This is a genomic window from Pseudonocardia kujensis (assembly GCF_021283305.1).
Classification (GTDB): domain Bacteria; phylum Actinomycetota; class Actinomycetes; order Mycobacteriales; family Pseudonocardiaceae; genus Pseudonocardia; species Pseudonocardia kujensis.
The window spans coordinates 1-14,567 of record NZ_JAJSOK010000012.1 but is presented as its reverse complement, the minus strand read 5'-3'; the positions used below and the strand labels follow the sequence as shown (position 1 = coordinate 14,567).

Below are 14,567 nucleotides of genomic sequence, written 5' to 3'. Positions count from 1 at the left end.
GGGAGCGCCTCGTGACCGCCGCCGTCCTCTACGACATCCCCGGGCCCCGGGCCCGGGCCCGCAACATGCTGCTCGGCGTCGTCGGCACCGTCGTCGTGCTGGGGATCATCGGGTTCGTGGTCTACCGCTTCGCGGTCACCGGGCAGTTCGACGCGCGCCTGTGGAGCTGGATCACCTACGTCAACATCCAGTACCTGCTGCTCGGCGCGCTGGGGAACACGCTGAAGGCGTTCGCCGCGGCCGCGGTGCTGTCACTGCTGTTCGGGGCGGTCTTCGCGGCCGGCCGGATGTCCGACCACCGGTGGGTCAGCCGGCTCTCGACGACGATCGTGGAGTTCTTCCGCGCCGTCCCGCTGCTGGTGCTGATCTTCATCCTGTTCTTCGGCGTCTCGCGCGGTCTCGGCGTGAACATCTCGGCCTACTGGGCCGTGGTGCTCGGCCTGATGCTCTACAACGGCTCGGTGCTCGCCGAGGTGTTCCGGGCGGGCGTGCGCGCGCTGCCGCGCGGGCAGTCGGAGGCGGCCTACGCGCTGGGCATGCGCAAGACGCAGGTCATGACGAACGTGCTGCTGCCGCAGGCGCTGCGCGCGATGCTGCCGACGATCCTCAGCCAGCTCGTCGTGGTCCTCAAGGACACCGCGCTCGGCTTCATCATCCTGTACCAGGAGCTGCTCTACCAGGCGCGCTTCCTCGGCAGCCAGGGCCAGCTCGGGGCCCCGATCCTGCAGGTCGCGATGGTGGTCGCGGTCATCTACATCGCGATGTGCCTGATCCTGTCGGGGCTGTCCAAGCTGCTGGAGAAGCGGCTGCGCAGGAGCCCGCGGGGCGGTGCGGCGGCGGCCGACGAGGCGGAGCGCGAGGAGGAGTACGCGGCGACACTGTGAGGCCGCCGCGTCAGGACCCGTCAGAGGTTCTCCACCCGCACCGGCTCGATCCCCTCGGCCTCGGGCAGCGGGAAGCCGAACACCTGCGCGTAGAAGCTCAGCTCGGCGTCGAGGGCGCGGCGGATGTTCTCCGAGCGCCGGAAGCCGTGCTGCTCCCCCGGGAACAGCAGGTAGGCCACGGGCACGTGGCGCGCGCGGAGGGCGTCGACGATCGCCTCCGACTGGTTCGGCGGGACGATCGCGTCCTCCGCGCCCTGCAGCACGATCAGCGGGGTGTGGAACAGCTCGACGTGCCGGATCGGCGAGCGCTCCACGTACACCTCCCGGGCCGCGGGGTACGGCCCCACCAGCCCGTCGAGGTAGCGGCTCTCGAACTTGTGCGTGTCCGCCGCAAGCGCCTCCAGGTCGGCGACGCCGAAATGGTCCGCCCCCGCGGAGAAGGGGGTGTCCTCGCGGGCGAGCGCGGCAAGGGTGGTGTACCCGCCGGCCGAGCCGCCGCGGATCGCCAGCCGGTCGCCGTCGACCCGCCCCGTCGCGGCGAGGTACCGCGCGGCGGCCAGGCAGTCCGCGACGTCGACGATCCCCCACGCGCCCTTGAGCTGCTCCCGGTAGGCGCGGCCGAAGCCGGTGGAGCCGCCGTAGTTGACGTCGACCACGCCGAACCCGCGGCTGGTCCAGTACTGCACGCCCACCGACAGCACCGGCACGGCCGCGGCGGTCGGCCCGCCGTGGATCACGACGAGCAGCGGGGGCAGGGCACCCTCCGGCGCGGCGACGTCGGGGTTGGCCGGTGGGTAGTAGAGCGCGTGCGCGGTCCGCGGTGCCCCCTCGCCGTCCACCGACGGGAAGGAGATCGACTCGGGGACGGAGAGGAAGCCGTCGTCGACGCCGAGCTCGCGAGGCGCGTGCAGCGCCTCCAGGTCGCCGTCGATGCTCACGACGTGCACTCCGGGCTCCTCGGTGGGCGTCCCGGCGACGACGAGCACGCTCCCGACCCCGTACGGCACCACCGAGGCGACGGCCGAGAAGGGCAGGTCGAGCTCGGTGAACTCCCCGTCCGGCTCCCGGACGGCCAACCCGTCGTAGCCCTTGCTCCAGCGTGCGAACACGACCCGCCCGCCCGGCAGCACGGCGTAGCGCGCGGTGCCGAGCTGCCAGCCGGGGACGCCGATCTCGGCGTCGAGCACCACGACCGGCTCGATGTCGTGCCCGGGCAGCCAGCGGTAGAGGTTCCACCAGCCGGTGCGGTCGGAGAGGAACCACAGCGAGCCGTCGGCCTGCCAGCGCGGCTCGGAGACCGACTCCCCCGGCCCGCCGGCGATGACCGCCTCGTCGCCGGTCTCGAGGTTGCGCCCCATCAGGACCGTGTCGTCCCACGGCATGGACGGGTGGTCCCACTGGATCCACACCAGGCGCACGCCGTCGGGCGACAGGCGCGGGCTGGTCACGAAGTCCGGCCCGGTGACCAGGACCTCGGGCTCCGACGGCCGGTCCGCCGCCAGCCGGACGATCTCGTTGCGGACCGCCGCGGCGCCGCCCTCCGGCGCGTGACGCTCGCGGATCGCCAGGATCGCGGCGCCGTCCCGCGTGACGAACCCGTCCGCGTAGCGGTCGGCCCGCGGGAAGGCCGGCTCGGGGGTGAGCGGTTCCGGCGCGCCGCCGGGGGCGAGCCGGTACAGCCGCTGGTCGGTCCAGTTGGCGAACCAGACGACCCCGTCCCGCACCCACCAGGCGCCGCCGCCGTACTCGTGGACGCCGGTGCGCGCGTCGAACCCCTCGGGCAGCAGGTCGGTGGTGCTCCCGTCGGGGGCGCGACGGACCAGCTGGGTGCGACCGCCCTCGGTGGGCCGCGACTCCGCCCAGATCACCGCGTCGCCGTCCGTCCGCGCGCCCGACAGCCGCACCGAGGCCTCGACGACGAGCTCGGACGTGATCGGGGTCGGCCAGGAGCCGAAGGGCAGGACGGCGGGCGGGCCGTCGTGGCCCGGGGTCGGCGAGGCGGCGGGCGCGGAGGTCACGTCGACCACGCTAGTGCCCGGCACCCACGGTTCGCGATCACCCGCGGCGAACGGGGCGGGGGTGTCGCGGCGCCCCTGGGCCGCGGTGGTGTCCCGTCGTGGGGGTGCCGTTCCGTCACGGTTCGCCGGGCCCGTCGGGCTCCCGGGCACGGCGCCGCGTCCGCAGCGCCGTGCGCAGCAGCCCCACGGCGCGGCGCAGCTCGCCCGGTCGCAGGACGGGCAGGATCCCGACGGCCCCGGACATGCCGGTCCACCAGCGCACCTGCCCGTCGGTGCGCAGCACCCCGACGGCCGGGGTGCGACAGCCCGCGACCGCCGCGGGCAGGTTGGGGTAGATCTCCGCCAGCCGCGGCTCGCTGCAGGGCCGCACCCTGACCCTCACGGTCACGCAGTCCGGCAGCTCGCGGGCGATGCGGGAGCAGTGCGGGCAGGCGACGTCGTAGACCACCACCAGTTCCCGCACCGCACGCGTCACCCCCGAAGGATGTCCTCCCCCGCCCCCGGCCCGGGATCGGGGTCGACCCGGATCCGACGGGCCGGCGGGCCGCGTAGCGTGGGCTCCACCGCGGACGGACGACGCGGACAGGAGGCACCGACATGACCCGGCCCGACGACCCACGCCCCGCCCAACCCGCCGGACCCGCCGGATCCGCCGCCCCGCAGGCGGCCGACGAGCCGATCGACGCGGAGATCGTCGAGACCGAGGAGACCGGGTCCGCGCCGGTGCCCGTCGCCCCGCCCGCACCCGGCACCCCGCCCGCCACGGGCTACACCGACCAGGGCGTGCCCACGCTCGACTACGTCCGGGACAAGATCGAGGGCCGCGCCGCGACCGCCGCGGGCTGGCAGGAGCTCACCGGCGACAGCGAGGCCGTCCGCACGGCCGACGAACGGTTCGCCGAGCGGGAGCAGAAGGCCAAGGACAGGCTCGAGGAGATCCGCCGCTCGGTGGGCCTGTAGGGCGGCGGGACGCGGTCGTGCGCTGGTCACGGCTCTTCGGGCGCGGCGGCGACCCGGCCGCCGGGCAGCCGGCCGCCGGGGACGCGGTCGTCCGCGAGAAGGCCTTCCGGCTGACGTCCACCGCGGAGAACTCGACGGTCGCCTGGTGGGACCAGTACGAGTACGTCGAGGACATCCGGGACGGTCGCGGCTACACCGGCGGCCTCGTCGGCTTCACCACCGCGACATCGGACATGCTCGAGCTCGTCGAGCGCTACGCCGGCGCGCGGCCCACCGGCAACCCGCTGGCGCCGTACCTGCCCGGGCTGCGCGCGTGCGCGGAGTTCGGGGAGACCGTCGACCAGGCCGCCTACGGCCGCGACGGCGCCGGCGCGTCGGTCGCCGCCGACCGGCATCTCGGGCCGGCCTTCCTGACCGCATGGGTGCAGGCGGCGCGCACCGACCCGGTGTTCCGCCGGTGCCAGCGGGACCTCCGCGACGAGGTCTACTGGCGCCCGGCCCTCGAGGCCGCGGTCGCCGACGGGCTCGGCCCGCTCGGCCGGGCGCTCTACTACGACACGCTCGTCAATCACGGACCGGGCGAGGCCGGATCCGGCGACGGCTCGTTCACCGACATCCGGTCCCGCACACCCGGCGCCCGGCCCGTCGACGGCGGCGCGGAGGCGGTGTGGTTGGCCGCCTTCCTCGGCCGCCGTTCCGCCGTGCTGACCGAGTGGGGCGACAACCCACCGGACGGGCGGGTCGCGATGTTCGGCCGGCTCCTCGACTCCGGGAACCTCGGCTTGACCACCCCGTTCTCGTGGTCGGTCTACGGCGACGCCTTCACCATGGCGACCGACCCGGACCCGCGCGGCGCCCGGCCGTGAGCCGGCGGGGAGCCGCCGGCCCACGGGACGGTCAGCGGCGGAACAGCTTGTTGCCCAGCCAGACCACCGGGTCGTACTTGCGGTCCACCACCCGCTCCTTCAGCGGGATGATCGCGTTGTCGGTGATCTTGATGTGCTCGGGGCAGACCTCGGTGCAGCACTTGGTGATGTTGCAGTAGCCGAGGCCGTGCTCCTCCTGCGCGAGGTCGCGGCGGTCGGCGGCGTCGAGCGGGTGCATGTCCAGCTCGGCGATCCGCATGAGGTAGCGCGGCCCGGAGAAGGCCGCCTTGTTCTCCTCGTGGTCGCGCACCGCGTGGCAGGTGTTCTGGCACAGGTAGCACTCGATGCACTTGCGGAACTCCTGGCTCCGCTCCACGTCGACCTGCTGCATCCGGTACTCGCCGGGCGCCACGCCGGCCGGCGGGGCGAAGGCGGGCACCTCGCGGGCCTTGACGTAGTTGTACTCGACGTCCGTGACCAGGTCCCGGATCACCGGGAACGTGCGCAGCGGCGTCACGGTGACGACCTCGTCGTCGGCGAAGGTCGACATGCGCGTCATGCACATCAGCCGCGGCCGGCCGTTGATCTCCGCCGAACACGAGCCGCACTTGCCCGCCTTGCAGTTCCACCGCACGGCGAGATCGCCCGCCTCGGTCTGCTGCAGCCGGTGGATGATGTCGAGGACGACCTCGCCCTCGTTGACCTCCACCGGGTAGTCGACGAGCTCGCCGCCGTCGGCGTCGCCCCGCCAGACCCTGAAGTGGTGCCAGTGGCTCATGCGGTCTCCCCCTGGCCGGCCCGGTGGCCGCCGAGCTCCTCGCCGGTGTAGTACTTCTTCAGTTCGTCGAGCTCGAAGAGGTCGAACAGCTCCGGCCGCATGGGTACCTGCTCCTTGCGGGTCAGCTCCACGTCGTCCTCGCCGAGCCCCCGGCAGACCAGCAGGACGTGCCGCCAGTCGGAGTCCATCACCGGGAAGTCGTCCCGGGTGTGCCCGCCGCGGCTCTCCTGCCGCTCGAGCGCCGCCTTCCCCACGCACAGCGAGACCAGCAGCATGTTCCGCAGGTCCAGGGCGAGGTGCCAGCCCGGGTTGAACTCCCGGTGGCCCTCCACGCTGACGGTGCGGGTGCGGGCCGCGATGTCCTCGAGCTTCTTGAGCGCCATCTCCATCTCGTCGGCCTTGCGGATGATCCCGACGAGCTCGTGCATGGTCTTCTGCAGCTCCAGCTGCACGACGAACGGGTTCTCCCCGCCGTCGGTGGCGCTGGAGAAGGGCAGCAGGGCCCGCTCGATCGCCGCCTCGACGTCGCCGGACGCGACCTGCGGCGGCGCGCCCAGGGTGTCGACGTACTCCGCCGCGCCCAGCCCGCACCGTCGCCCGAAGACGAGCAGGTCGGACAGCGAGTTGCCGCCCAGCCGGTTCGACCCGTGCATGCCGCCCGAGCACTCCCCGGCCGCGAACAGGCCCGGCACCGAGCTCATCCCGCTGTCCGGGTCGACCTCGATCCCGCCCATCACGTAGTGGCAGGTCGGGCCGACCTCCATCGGCTCCTTGGTGATGTCGACGTCGGCCAGCTCCTTGAACTGGTGGTGCATCGACGGCAGCCGCTTGAGGATCTCCTCGGGCTTGAGCCGCGAGGCGATGTCCAGGAACACCCCGCCGTGCGGGCTCCCCCGCCCGGCCTTCACCTCGGAGTTGATCGCCCGGGCGACCTCGTCGCGCGGGAGCAGCTCCGGCGGGCGGCGGTTGTTGTCCGGATCGGTGTACCAGCGGTCGCCCTCCTCCTCGGAGGTGGCGTACTGCTCCTTGAACACGTCCGGGATGTAGTCGAACATGAACCGCTTGCCCTCGGAGTTCCGGAGCACGCCGCCGTCGCCGCGGACCGACTCGGTGACGAGGATGCCCTTGACCGACGGCGGCCAGACCATGCCCGTCGGGTGGAACTGCAGGAACTCCATGTTGATCAGCGTCGCGCCGGCGCGCAGGGCCAGGGCGTGCCCGTCGCCGGTGTACTCCCAGGAGTTCGACGTGACCTGGTAGCTCTTGCCGACCCCGCCCGTCGCCATCACGATCGCCGGCGCGTCGAACCGCACGAAGCGGCCGTCGTTGCGGAAGTAGCCGAAGCAGCCCGCGATCCGACGGTCCTCCTCGGGGGCACCCGGACCCGAGCTCGTGGTGAACAGCTCGGTGATCGTGCACTCGTGGAAGACCCGCAGGTTCGCCTGGTAGTCGCCGGTGACCTTGTGGTCGTCCTGCTGCAGGGACACGATCTTCTGCTGCAGCGTGCGGATCAGCTCCAGGCCGGTCCGGTCGCCGACGTGCGCCAGCCGCGGGTAGGTGTGCCCGCCGAAGTTGCGCTGGCTGATCTTGCCGTCCTTGGTGCGGTCGAACAGCGCGCCGTAGGTCTCGAGCTCCCAGACGCGGTCCGGCGCCTCCTTGGCGTGCAGCTCGGCCATCCGCCAGTTGTTGAGGAACTTCCCGCCGCGCATGGTGTCGCGGTAGTGGACCTGCCAGTTGTCGTTCGGGTTCGCGTTGCCCATCGCGGCCGCGCACCCGCCCTCGGCCATCACGGTGTGCGCCTTGCCGAACAGCGACTTCGAGATGATCGCGACCCGCTTGCCCTGGAGTCTCGCCTCGATCGCCGCGCGCAGGCCCGCGCCCCCGGCCCCGATGACGACGACGTCGTAGCTGTGCTGCTCGACGGTCCGGTCGGTCTGGTCGGTCATCCGGTTCACCCCACGATCCGCAGGTCGGGAATCCAGCCCGCGGAGACGCACATGATGTAGGCGTCCGTGATCGCGAGGCTGGCCAGCGTGGTCCACGCCAGCTGCATGTGCTTGCCGTTGAGCCTGGTGACGAAGGTCCAGGCCTTGTAGCGCAACGGGTGCCGGGAGAAATGGTTGAGCCGGCCGCCGACGATGCTGCGGCACGAGTGGCACGACACCGTGTAGGCCCAGAGCAGCACCACGTTCGCGACCAGGATGATGTTGCCCAGGCCCAGCCCGAAGCTGCCGTCGGCCTTGACGAACGCCCGGATCGCGTCGTAGGTGTTGATGATCGAGATGATCGCCGCGATGTAGAAGAAGTAGCGGTGCAGGTTCTGCAGGATCAGCGGGAAGCGGGTCTCGCCGGTGTACTTGCCGTGCGGCTCGGCCACGGCGCAGGCCGGCGGGCTGCCCCAGAAGGCCCGGTAGTAGGCCTTGCGGTAGTAGTAGCAGGTCAGCCGGAACAGCAGCAGGAACGGCAGCGAGACCAGCGCGAACGGCAGCCACGGCACGTCCGGCACGAAGCGGCCGAAGTGCGCCGCCTGCTCCACGCACCCGTACGACACGCACGGTGAGTAGAACGGCGTCAGGTAGTTGTACTCCGGCACGAAGTACCACGCCTGCATGAAGGCCCGGACGGTCGCGTAGATGACCCACGCGCCGAGCCCCACCAGGTTGAGCAACGGTGGGAGCCACCAGCGGTCCGTGCGGAGCGTCCGTGCCGCGATCCGGGCCCGGCCAGCGGCCCGCTGATCGGCGATGTCAGTGGTGGATGACACGTCGTCGTAGTCCCCGTCTTCTCCGGCGTCATTGCCTGTAGTGCGGATCACGCGGAGCGTACGACGTAGGTCACAGCAGAGGGGTGTCAGGTCGGGAACAAATGGGTAGCCGAGACGGACGTCACAGTCCGTGTCGGGTTCGTCACGCAGCACGACGAGCCCGACCCCCACCAGGGGAATCGGGCTCGGCGTGTGGAGTTGTCCAACCGCTCCGGGGCGGGTGTCAGGCCTTCTTGCGCCGCCCGCCGACCGTCGCCTTGAGGTAGTCGTGGTTCAGCTGGGAGATCACGTCGAGCGGGATCTCCTTCGGGCAGGCCGTGGCGCAGGCACCGGTGTTGGTGCAGCCGCCGAAGCCGGCGTCGTCGTGCGTCTCGACCATGTTGACCACGCGCTCCCAGCGCTCCGGCTGGCCCTGCGGCATCTCGCCGAGGTGGGTCAGCTTGGCGCCGAGGAACAGCGAGGCCGAGCCGTTCGGGCAGGCCGCCACGCAGGCGCCGCAGCCGATGCAGTTCGCCGCGGCGAACGAGCGGTCGGCGTTGGACTTCGGCACCGGGGTGGAGTGCGCCTCCGGGGCCGAGCCGGTGTTGGCGGAGATGTAGCCGCCGGCCTGGATGATCTTGTCGAAGGCGCCCCGGTCGACGACCAGGTCCTTGATCACCGGGAACGCGCCGGCGCGGAAGGGCTCGACGGTGATGGTGGCGCCGTCGCTGAACTTCCGCATGTGCAGCTGGCAGACCGTGGTGGCCTTCTCCGGCCCGTGCGGGTGCCCGTCGACGACCATGCTGCACGAGCCGCAGATGCCCTCGCGGCAGTCGTGGTCGAACGCGACGGGCTCGTCGCCCGAGAGGATCAGCTTCTCGTTCAGCACGTCGAGCAGCTCGAGGAACGACATGTCCTCGCTCGCGTCCTCGACGACGTAGGAGACCATGCGGCCCTTGTCGACGGCGTCGCGCTGCCGCCAGACACGCAGGTTGACCTTCACTTGTAGCTCCGCTGGGTCGGGTGGACGTACTCGAACAGGAGCTCTTCCTTGTGCAGCACCGGGGCCGAGCCGCGCCCCGTGTACTCCCAGGCGGCGGCGTACGAGAAGTTCTCGTCGTCACGCTGGGCCTCGCCGTCCTCGGTCTGGCTCTCGCCGCGGAAGTGACCGCCGCAGGACTCCCTGCGGTGCAGGGCGTCGAGGCACATCAGCTCGCCGAGCTCGAGGAAGTCGGCCACGCGGCCGGCCTTCTCCAGGCTCTGGTTGAGCTCCGCCCCGGTACCGGGGATCTTCACGTTGTTCCAGAACTCGCGCCGCAGCTCCGGGATCAGCTCCAGCGCCTTGCGCAGGCCGTCCTCGGTGCGCTCCATGCCGCAGTAGTCCCACATGATGTGGCCCAGCTCGCGGTGGAACGAGTCGACGGTGCGGGTGCCGTTGATCGACAGCAGCGTCTCGATCCGGTCCCGGACCGCCTTCTCCGCCTCGACGACCTCGGGGGCGTCGGGCGTGACCTCCGGCAGCTTGTTCGACGCCAGGTAGTCGCCGATCGTGACCGGGAGGACGAAGTAGCCGTCGGACAGGCCCTGCATCAGCGCGGACGCGCCGAGCCGGTTGGCGCCGTGGTCGGAGAAGTTCGCCTCGCCGGCCACGTACAGGCCCGGGATGGTGCTCTGCAGGTCGTAGTCGACCCACAGCCCGCCCATCGTGTAGTGCACGGCGGGGAAGATGCGCATCGGGACCTCGTAGGGGTTCTCCCCGGTGATCCGCTCGTACATCTCGAAGAGGTTGCCGTACTTGGCCTCGACGGCCTTGCGGCCGAGCCGCTGGATGGCGTCGTCGAAGTCCAGGTAGACCCCCAGGCCCGACGGGCCGACCCCGCGCTTCTCGTCGCAGACCTCCTTGGCCGCGCGGGACGCGATGTCGCGCGGGACCAGGTTGCCGAAGCTCGGGTACTTGCGCTCGAGGAAGTAGTCGCGCTCCTCGTGCGGGATCTCGCGCGGGTCGCGGGTGTCGCCGATCTGCTTCGGCACCCACACCCGGCCGTCGTTGCGCAGCGACTCCGACATCAGGGTCAGCTTCGACTGGTGGTCGCCGGAGACCGGGATGCACGTCGGGTGGATCTGGGTGAAGCACGGGTTGGCGAACAGCGCGCCCTTGCGGTGCGCCCGCCACGCGGCGGTGACGTTGCAGCCCTTGGCGTTCGTCGACAGGTAGAAGACGTTGCCGTAGCCGCCGGTCGCGAGCACCACCGCGTCGGCGAGGTGCGTCTCGATCTCGCCGGTGACCATGTCCCGGACGACCACGCCGCGCGCCCGGCCCTCGACCACGACGAGCTCGAGCATCTCGTGGCGCGGGTACATGGTGACGGTGCCGGCGTTGACCTGGCGCTCGAGCGCCTGGTAGGCGCCCAGCAGCAGCTGCTGGCCCGTCTGGCCACGGGCGTAGAAGGTGCGGGAGACCTGCACGCCGCCGAACGAGCGGGTGTCGAGCAGGCCGCCGTACTCGCGGGCGAACGGCACGCCCTGCGCCACGCACTGGTCGATGATCTGGCGGCTGATCTCGGCGAGCCGGTGGACGTTCGACTCCCGGGCACGGAAGTCGCCGCCCTTCACGGTGTCGTAGAAGAGCCGGTAGACGCTGTCCCCGTCGTTGCGGTAGTTCTTCGCCGCGTTGATGCCGCCCTGCGCGGCGATCGAGTGCGCCCGCCGCGGGCTGTCCTGGTAGCAGAACGAGGTGACCTGGTAGCCGGCCTCGCCCAGGGTCGCCGCCGCGGCGCCGCCGGCCAGGCCGGTGCCCACCACGATGATCTTGACCTTGCGCTTGTTGGCCGGGTTGACCAGCTTGACGCCGAACTTGCGGCGCTCCCACCGCGTCTCGATCGGGCCGTCGGGGGCGGCCTTGTCGACGACCGGCGCGCCGACGCTGTAGTCGGAGTAGCTCATATCAGATCCATCCGAAGGTGACGGAGATCGGGACGATCAGGAAGCCCAGGATCAGCAGGCCCGAGAAGCCCGTGGCGATCGCCTTCAGGATCGGCTCGCGCTTGTTGCTGTTCCAACCGAAGGTCTGGACGGCGCTCCACAACCCGTGGCGCAGGTGGAAGAAGATCGCCAGCAGCGCGATCACGTACCAGATGGTCACGTACCAGCGGCCGGGGGCGAAGTCCGCGTGGACGTTGTCCCACACCGCGAGGTGCTCGCCGTTGGGGTTCAGCGTCCCGGTCGTGAGGTCGAGGATGTGGTAGATGATGAACAGCAGCACGATCACGCCGCCCCAGCGCATGGTGCGGGTCGTGTAGTTGCCCTTCACCTTGTTGCCGGCGGCGTACTTCACGGGGCGCGCCCTCTTCGCCCGCAGCGCCAGCACGGTCGCGGCCCAGATGTGCCCGACGACCGCCGCCGTGAGGACGACCCGGATCACCCAGACGAAGCCCTCGTTGCCCAGCAACGGCTCGAGGATCGTCCGGATCCAGACCGCGTAGCCGTCGATGTTCTCGGGCCCGAAGAAGATCTGCAGGTTGCCGAGCATGTGCACGACGAGGTACAGCACCAGCAGGACCGAGCTGACCGCGATCACGAACTTGAGGAGGACGGCGGGGATGCGCGGCCTCTTGGGCCGCGCGGGCGCCGCCGCGGAACTTGCCGGGGCCTTCGCCGAGCCCCTGTCAGACACCTGTGTCGCCACGCGGCCAGTGCACTACTCAGGAGGGGGGCCGTCCAATGCATGAGATCGGCATGATCTATGCACGTACGCTATACACGTGACACTTCAGCAGCTTGCGTACTTCGTGGCGGTCGCCGACGTGCGCAGCTTCACTCGGGCGGCCGATGTCGTCGGTGTAGCCCAGCCCACACTCTCCCGCCAGCTCAGGGCGCTGGAGGACGATCTGGGGGCGCCGCTGGTCAACCGCGGGAAGCTCGTCACGCTGACCCCCGCGGGCGAGGCGGTGCTCCCGCTGGCCCGTCGGATGCTCGCCGACATGGACCTGGCGCGCACCTCGGTCGCCGAGCTCGTCGGGTTGCGGACGGGCCGCGTGCGGGTCGGCGCCACGCCCTCGATGTGCATCGGCCTGCTCGCCGACGTGCTGCGGCTCTTCCACGAGCGGCACCCGGAGATCCACCTCGAGCTGGCCGAGAACGGCTCGCAGTCGCTGGTGCGCGACCTGGCGCGGGGCGCGCTGGACGTGGCCCTCGTGATCGTGCCGCCCTCCGGTGTCGATCCGGCGCTGCACACCCTGCCCCTCCTGCGCGAACGGCTGTCCGTCGCCTCGCCCCGCTCCGGTCGGCCGCCCTCGTCCCGCGGGTCGATGACGGTCGCCGAGCTGTCCCGGCGCTCGTTGGTCATGGTGCGGCAGGGCTACGACCTGCGCGAGGTCACGCTCGACGCCTACCGTGCCGCCGGCGTCACCCCCAAGTTCGCCGTCGAAGGGGGCGAGATGGACGCCGTTCTCCGGCTCGTCGAGGCCGGTACCGGCGTCGCCGTGGTGCCGGACCTGGTGTTCGCGGGCCGCCCGCGGCTGCGCCGGACGGTGCTCACGCCGCCGCTGTACCGCACGGTCGCCCTCGCCCGGCGCACCGACATCGCCCCGACCCACGCCGCCCAGGCCTTCATCGACACCCTGCTGACCTACATCGGCTCGGTCGCCGCGACGGGCGGGCTGTCCGCCGACGTCCAGGTGCTGCACCGGCCGGAGGAGTGAGCAGCCGGGTCTACGGCTCGATCGGCGGCCCGGCCGGCGGCGGCGTTGTCGGCCGCCCGGCCAGCGGTGGCCTCGTCGGCTGCCCGGCCGGCGGCGGCCTTGCCGGCCCCCCGGCGAGCAGCGCCACCGCCGCGTCGAACGCCGCCCCGTCCACCGCCGCGGCCGTGCGCGCCAGGCGGTCCGCGGCCTCGGCGAAGACGCGTTCGAGCAGCCCCGCCGAGGAGTCCGCCGCCACCCGCCGGACCTGCGCCGCCGGCCCGGTCGCGCCGACGACCCGGTCGGTGAGGCTCTGCCGCAGCTCCGGTAGGCCCGCGAAGCCGAGCGCCCGGGCGGTCCGCACGACCGTCGCGTCGCTGGTGCCGGCGCCCGCCGCGATCTGTCCGGCGGTCGCCAGGATCGCCTGGCGCGGATGGGCAAGCACGTAGTCGACGACGCGCTGCTCCGCCTCGGTCAGTCGCACCGCCCGCACCCGGGCCTCGAGCGAGTCCGGCATCGCACCGCCTTCTGTCGTGCTCACTTCAGCATAGGCAAGGCTCACTGTAGTGTTCACGAACTGACGACGGCCGGGACCGACGCGCACGGGCCCAGCCCACCACCCACCACCTCCCCCGCACCACGGAGAGGTCCCATGTCCTGCTACGCCCTGCGCCGCGCGCTGCTGCTCCTGCTCCTGTTCGGGCTCGTCGCGGCGTGCGCCGCGCCCGCGCCGTCGCCGACGAGCTCCGGCAACGTCGACGTCGCCACCGGCGGCGCCCGGTTCTCCACCGCCGACGCCGCCACCGCGGCCCTGGGCGCCGACGTCGGCCCCGGCGTGTTCCCCCGCACCGTCACGCACGCCCGCGGGACCACCCGGATCGAGGCCCGGCCGGCCCGGGTGGTCGTCCTGGACACCGGGGAGCTCGACGACGTCCTCGCCCTCGGCGTGACGCCGGTCGGCCTGGCCGGCCCCGACGGCAAGGTCCCGTCGTACCTCGAGCCGAGGGTGCGCGACGCCGCCCGGCTCGGCACGCTCGACCCGCTGAACCTGGAGGCGGTCGCGGCGCTGAAGCCGGACCTGATCCTCGGCAGCCAGCTGCGCGTCGACCAGCTCTACGACCGGCTCGCGGCCATCGCGCCCACCGTGCTGAGCATCCGGCCCGGCTTCCCGTGGAAGGAGAACCTGCGCCTGGCTGCGGCGGCCCTCGGCGAGGAGCAGAAGGCGGTCGACCTGCTCAACGCCTACCAGGGCCGCGCCGACGAGGTGCGCGCCGCGCTGGCCGGCGACCCGCCGACGATCTCGCTGGTCCGGTTCATGCCCGGCCGGCTCCGGCTCTACGGGAACCTGTCGTTCATCGGCGTGATCCTGCACGACGTCGGCCTCCCGCGGCCCCCGGTGCAGGACATCGACGAGCTCGCCACGGAGATCTCGGAGGAGCGGATCGACCAGGCGGCGGGCGACCGGATCTTCTACTCCAGCTACGGCGACCCGGAGACGACCGGCGAGAACGCCGTGGTCAACGGCGACCTGTGGTCCCGCATCCCCGCGGTGCAGGCCGGCCACGCCCAGCAGGTCGACGACAGCGTCTGGTTCCTCGGGCTCGGCCCGACCGGGGCGAGCCTCGTGCTCGACGACCTGGCC

14 protein-coding genes are annotated in these 14,567 nt (G+C 72.0%); 5 read left to right on the top strand and 9 right to left on the bottom strand.

All coding sequences use genetic code 11. From position 1 onward, the window contains the following. The first annotated feature begins 65 nt into the window (after positions 1–65). Positions 66–884, top strand: a complete 819-nt coding sequence (locus tag LWC35_RS11100; RefSeq protein WP_232870092.1) for an amino acid ABC transporter permease — start codon at positions 66–68, stop codon at positions 882–884. A 20-nt stretch (positions 885–904) separates the two neighbouring features. Here LWC35_RS11100 and LWC35_RS11095 read toward each other — a convergent pair whose 3' ends face one another. Together LWC35_RS11095 and LWC35_RS11090 are read right to left on the bottom strand one after the other, a co-directional pair. Continuing rightward, positions 905–2,902, bottom strand: a complete 1,998-nt coding sequence (locus tag LWC35_RS11095) for a S9 family peptidase (RefSeq protein WP_232869979.1) — start codon at positions 2,900–2,902, stop codon at positions 905–907. A gap of 115 nt (positions 2,903–3,017) precedes the next feature. Continuing rightward, complete coding sequence (locus LWC35_RS11090; RefSeq protein ID WP_232869978.1) at positions 3,018–3,377, bottom strand: hypothetical protein; 360 nt, start codon at positions 3,375–3,377, stop codon at positions 3,018–3,020. 122 nt (positions 3,378–3,499) lie between these two features. Between LWC35_RS11090 and LWC35_RS11085 the strand changes: the two genes are divergently transcribed. After that, on the top strand, positions 3,500–3,862 hold the full coding sequence (locus LWC35_RS11085; RefSeq protein WP_232869977.1) for a hypothetical protein: 363 nt from the start codon (positions 3,500–3,502) through the stop codon (positions 3,860–3,862). Positions 3,863–3,879: 17 nt separating this feature from the next. Next, a complete protein-coding gene (locus LWC35_RS11080) occupies positions 3,880–4,728 on the top strand; it encodes a chitosanase (protein ID WP_232869976.1) in 849 nt (282 codons plus the stop codon). A 31-nt stretch (positions 4,729–4,759) separates the two neighbouring features. Here LWC35_RS11080 and LWC35_RS11075 read toward each other — a convergent pair whose 3' ends face one another. The 6 genes from LWC35_RS11075 to LWC35_RS11050 all read right to left on the bottom strand — a co-directional run bounded on the left by LWC35_RS11075 (position 4,760) and on the right by LWC35_RS11050 (position 11,922). Continuing rightward, complete coding sequence (locus LWC35_RS11075; RefSeq protein ID WP_232869975.1) at positions 4,760–5,506, bottom strand: succinate dehydrogenase/fumarate reductase iron-sulfur subunit; 747 nt, start codon at positions 5,504–5,506, stop codon at positions 4,760–4,762. Continuing rightward, positions 5,503–7,452: a fumarate reductase/succinate dehydrogenase flavoprotein subunit gene (locus LWC35_RS11070; RefSeq protein ID WP_232869974.1), complete on the bottom strand. Its 1,950-nt coding sequence runs from the start codon at positions 7,450–7,452 to the stop codon at positions 5,503–5,505. The genes LWC35_RS11075 and LWC35_RS11070 overlap by 4 nt, the downstream gene beginning before the upstream one ends. A gap of 5 nt (positions 7,453–7,457) precedes the next feature. Beyond that, a complete protein-coding gene (sdhC, locus tag LWC35_RS11065) occupies positions 7,458–8,270 on the bottom strand; it encodes a succinate dehydrogenase subunit SdhC (protein ID WP_232869973.1) in 813 nt (270 codons plus the stop codon). A gap of 223 nt (positions 8,271–8,493) precedes the next feature. Then, entirely contained in the window at positions 8,494–9,252 is a 759-nt protein-coding gene (locus tag LWC35_RS11060; RefSeq protein WP_232869972.1) for a succinate dehydrogenase/fumarate reductase iron-sulfur subunit, read from the bottom strand. Next, entirely contained in the window at positions 9,249–11,192 is a 1,944-nt protein-coding gene (locus tag LWC35_RS11055; RefSeq protein ID WP_232869971.1) for a fumarate reductase/succinate dehydrogenase flavoprotein subunit, read from the bottom strand. Before LWC35_RS11055 ends, LWC35_RS11060 begins: the two co-directional genes overlap by 4 nt. 1 nt (position 11,193) lies before the next feature. Beyond that, positions 11,194–11,922 (bottom strand): succinate dehydrogenase cytochrome b subunit, encoded by a 729-nt coding sequence (locus LWC35_RS11050; protein ID WP_232869970.1) that lies wholly within the window; start codon positions 11,920–11,922, stop codon positions 11,194–11,196. A gap of 88 nt (positions 11,923–12,010) precedes the next feature. Between LWC35_RS11050 and LWC35_RS11045 the strand changes: the two genes are divergently transcribed. Beyond that, positions 12,011–12,949 (top strand): LysR family transcriptional regulator, encoded by a 939-nt coding sequence (locus tag LWC35_RS11045; protein ID WP_232869969.1) that lies wholly within the window; start codon positions 12,011–12,013, stop codon positions 12,947–12,949. A 10-nt stretch (positions 12,950–12,959) separates the two neighbouring features. Here the strand turns inward: LWC35_RS11045 and LWC35_RS11040 are convergent, their stop codons facing one another. Then, the gene (locus LWC35_RS11040; protein WP_232869968.1) at positions 12,960–13,442 is read right to left on the bottom strand and encodes a MurR/RpiR family transcriptional regulator; all 483 of its coding nucleotides are present in this window, start codon (positions 13,440–13,442) and stop codon (positions 12,960–12,962) included. A 135-nt stretch (positions 13,443–13,577) separates the two neighbouring features. Between LWC35_RS11040 and LWC35_RS11035 the strand changes: the two genes are divergently transcribed. Further along, a partial coding sequence (locus LWC35_RS11035) for an ABC transporter substrate-binding protein (RefSeq protein WP_232869967.1) occupies positions 13,578–14,567 on the top strand: 990 nt, incomplete at its 3' end.

Excerpts from the sequence above, each read along its gene's own strand:
- LWC35_RS11100 (WP_232870092.1), top strand. The coding sequence starts at position 66 with ATGCTGCTCGGCGTCGTCGGCACCGTCGTCGTGCTGGGGATCATCGGG.
- LWC35_RS11085 (WP_232869977.1), top strand. The coding sequence starts at position 3,500 with ATGACCCGGCCCGACGACCCACGCCCCGCCCAACCCGCCGGACCCGCC.
- LWC35_RS11075 (WP_232869975.1), bottom strand. The coding sequence starts at position 5,506 with ATGAGCCACTGGCACCACTTCAGGGTCTGGCGGGGCGACGCCGACGGC.
- LWC35_RS11070 (WP_232869974.1), bottom strand. The coding sequence starts at position 7,452 with ATGACCGACCAGACCGACCGGACCGTCGAGCAGCACAGCTACGACGTC.
- LWC35_RS11055 (WP_232869971.1), bottom strand. The coding sequence starts at position 11,192 with ATGAGCTACTCCGACTACAGCGTCGGCGCGCCGGTCGTCGACAAGGCC.
- LWC35_RS11040 (WP_232869968.1), bottom strand. The coding sequence starts at position 13,442 with ATGCCGGACTCGCTCGAGGCCCGGGTGCGGGCGGTGCGACTGACCGAG.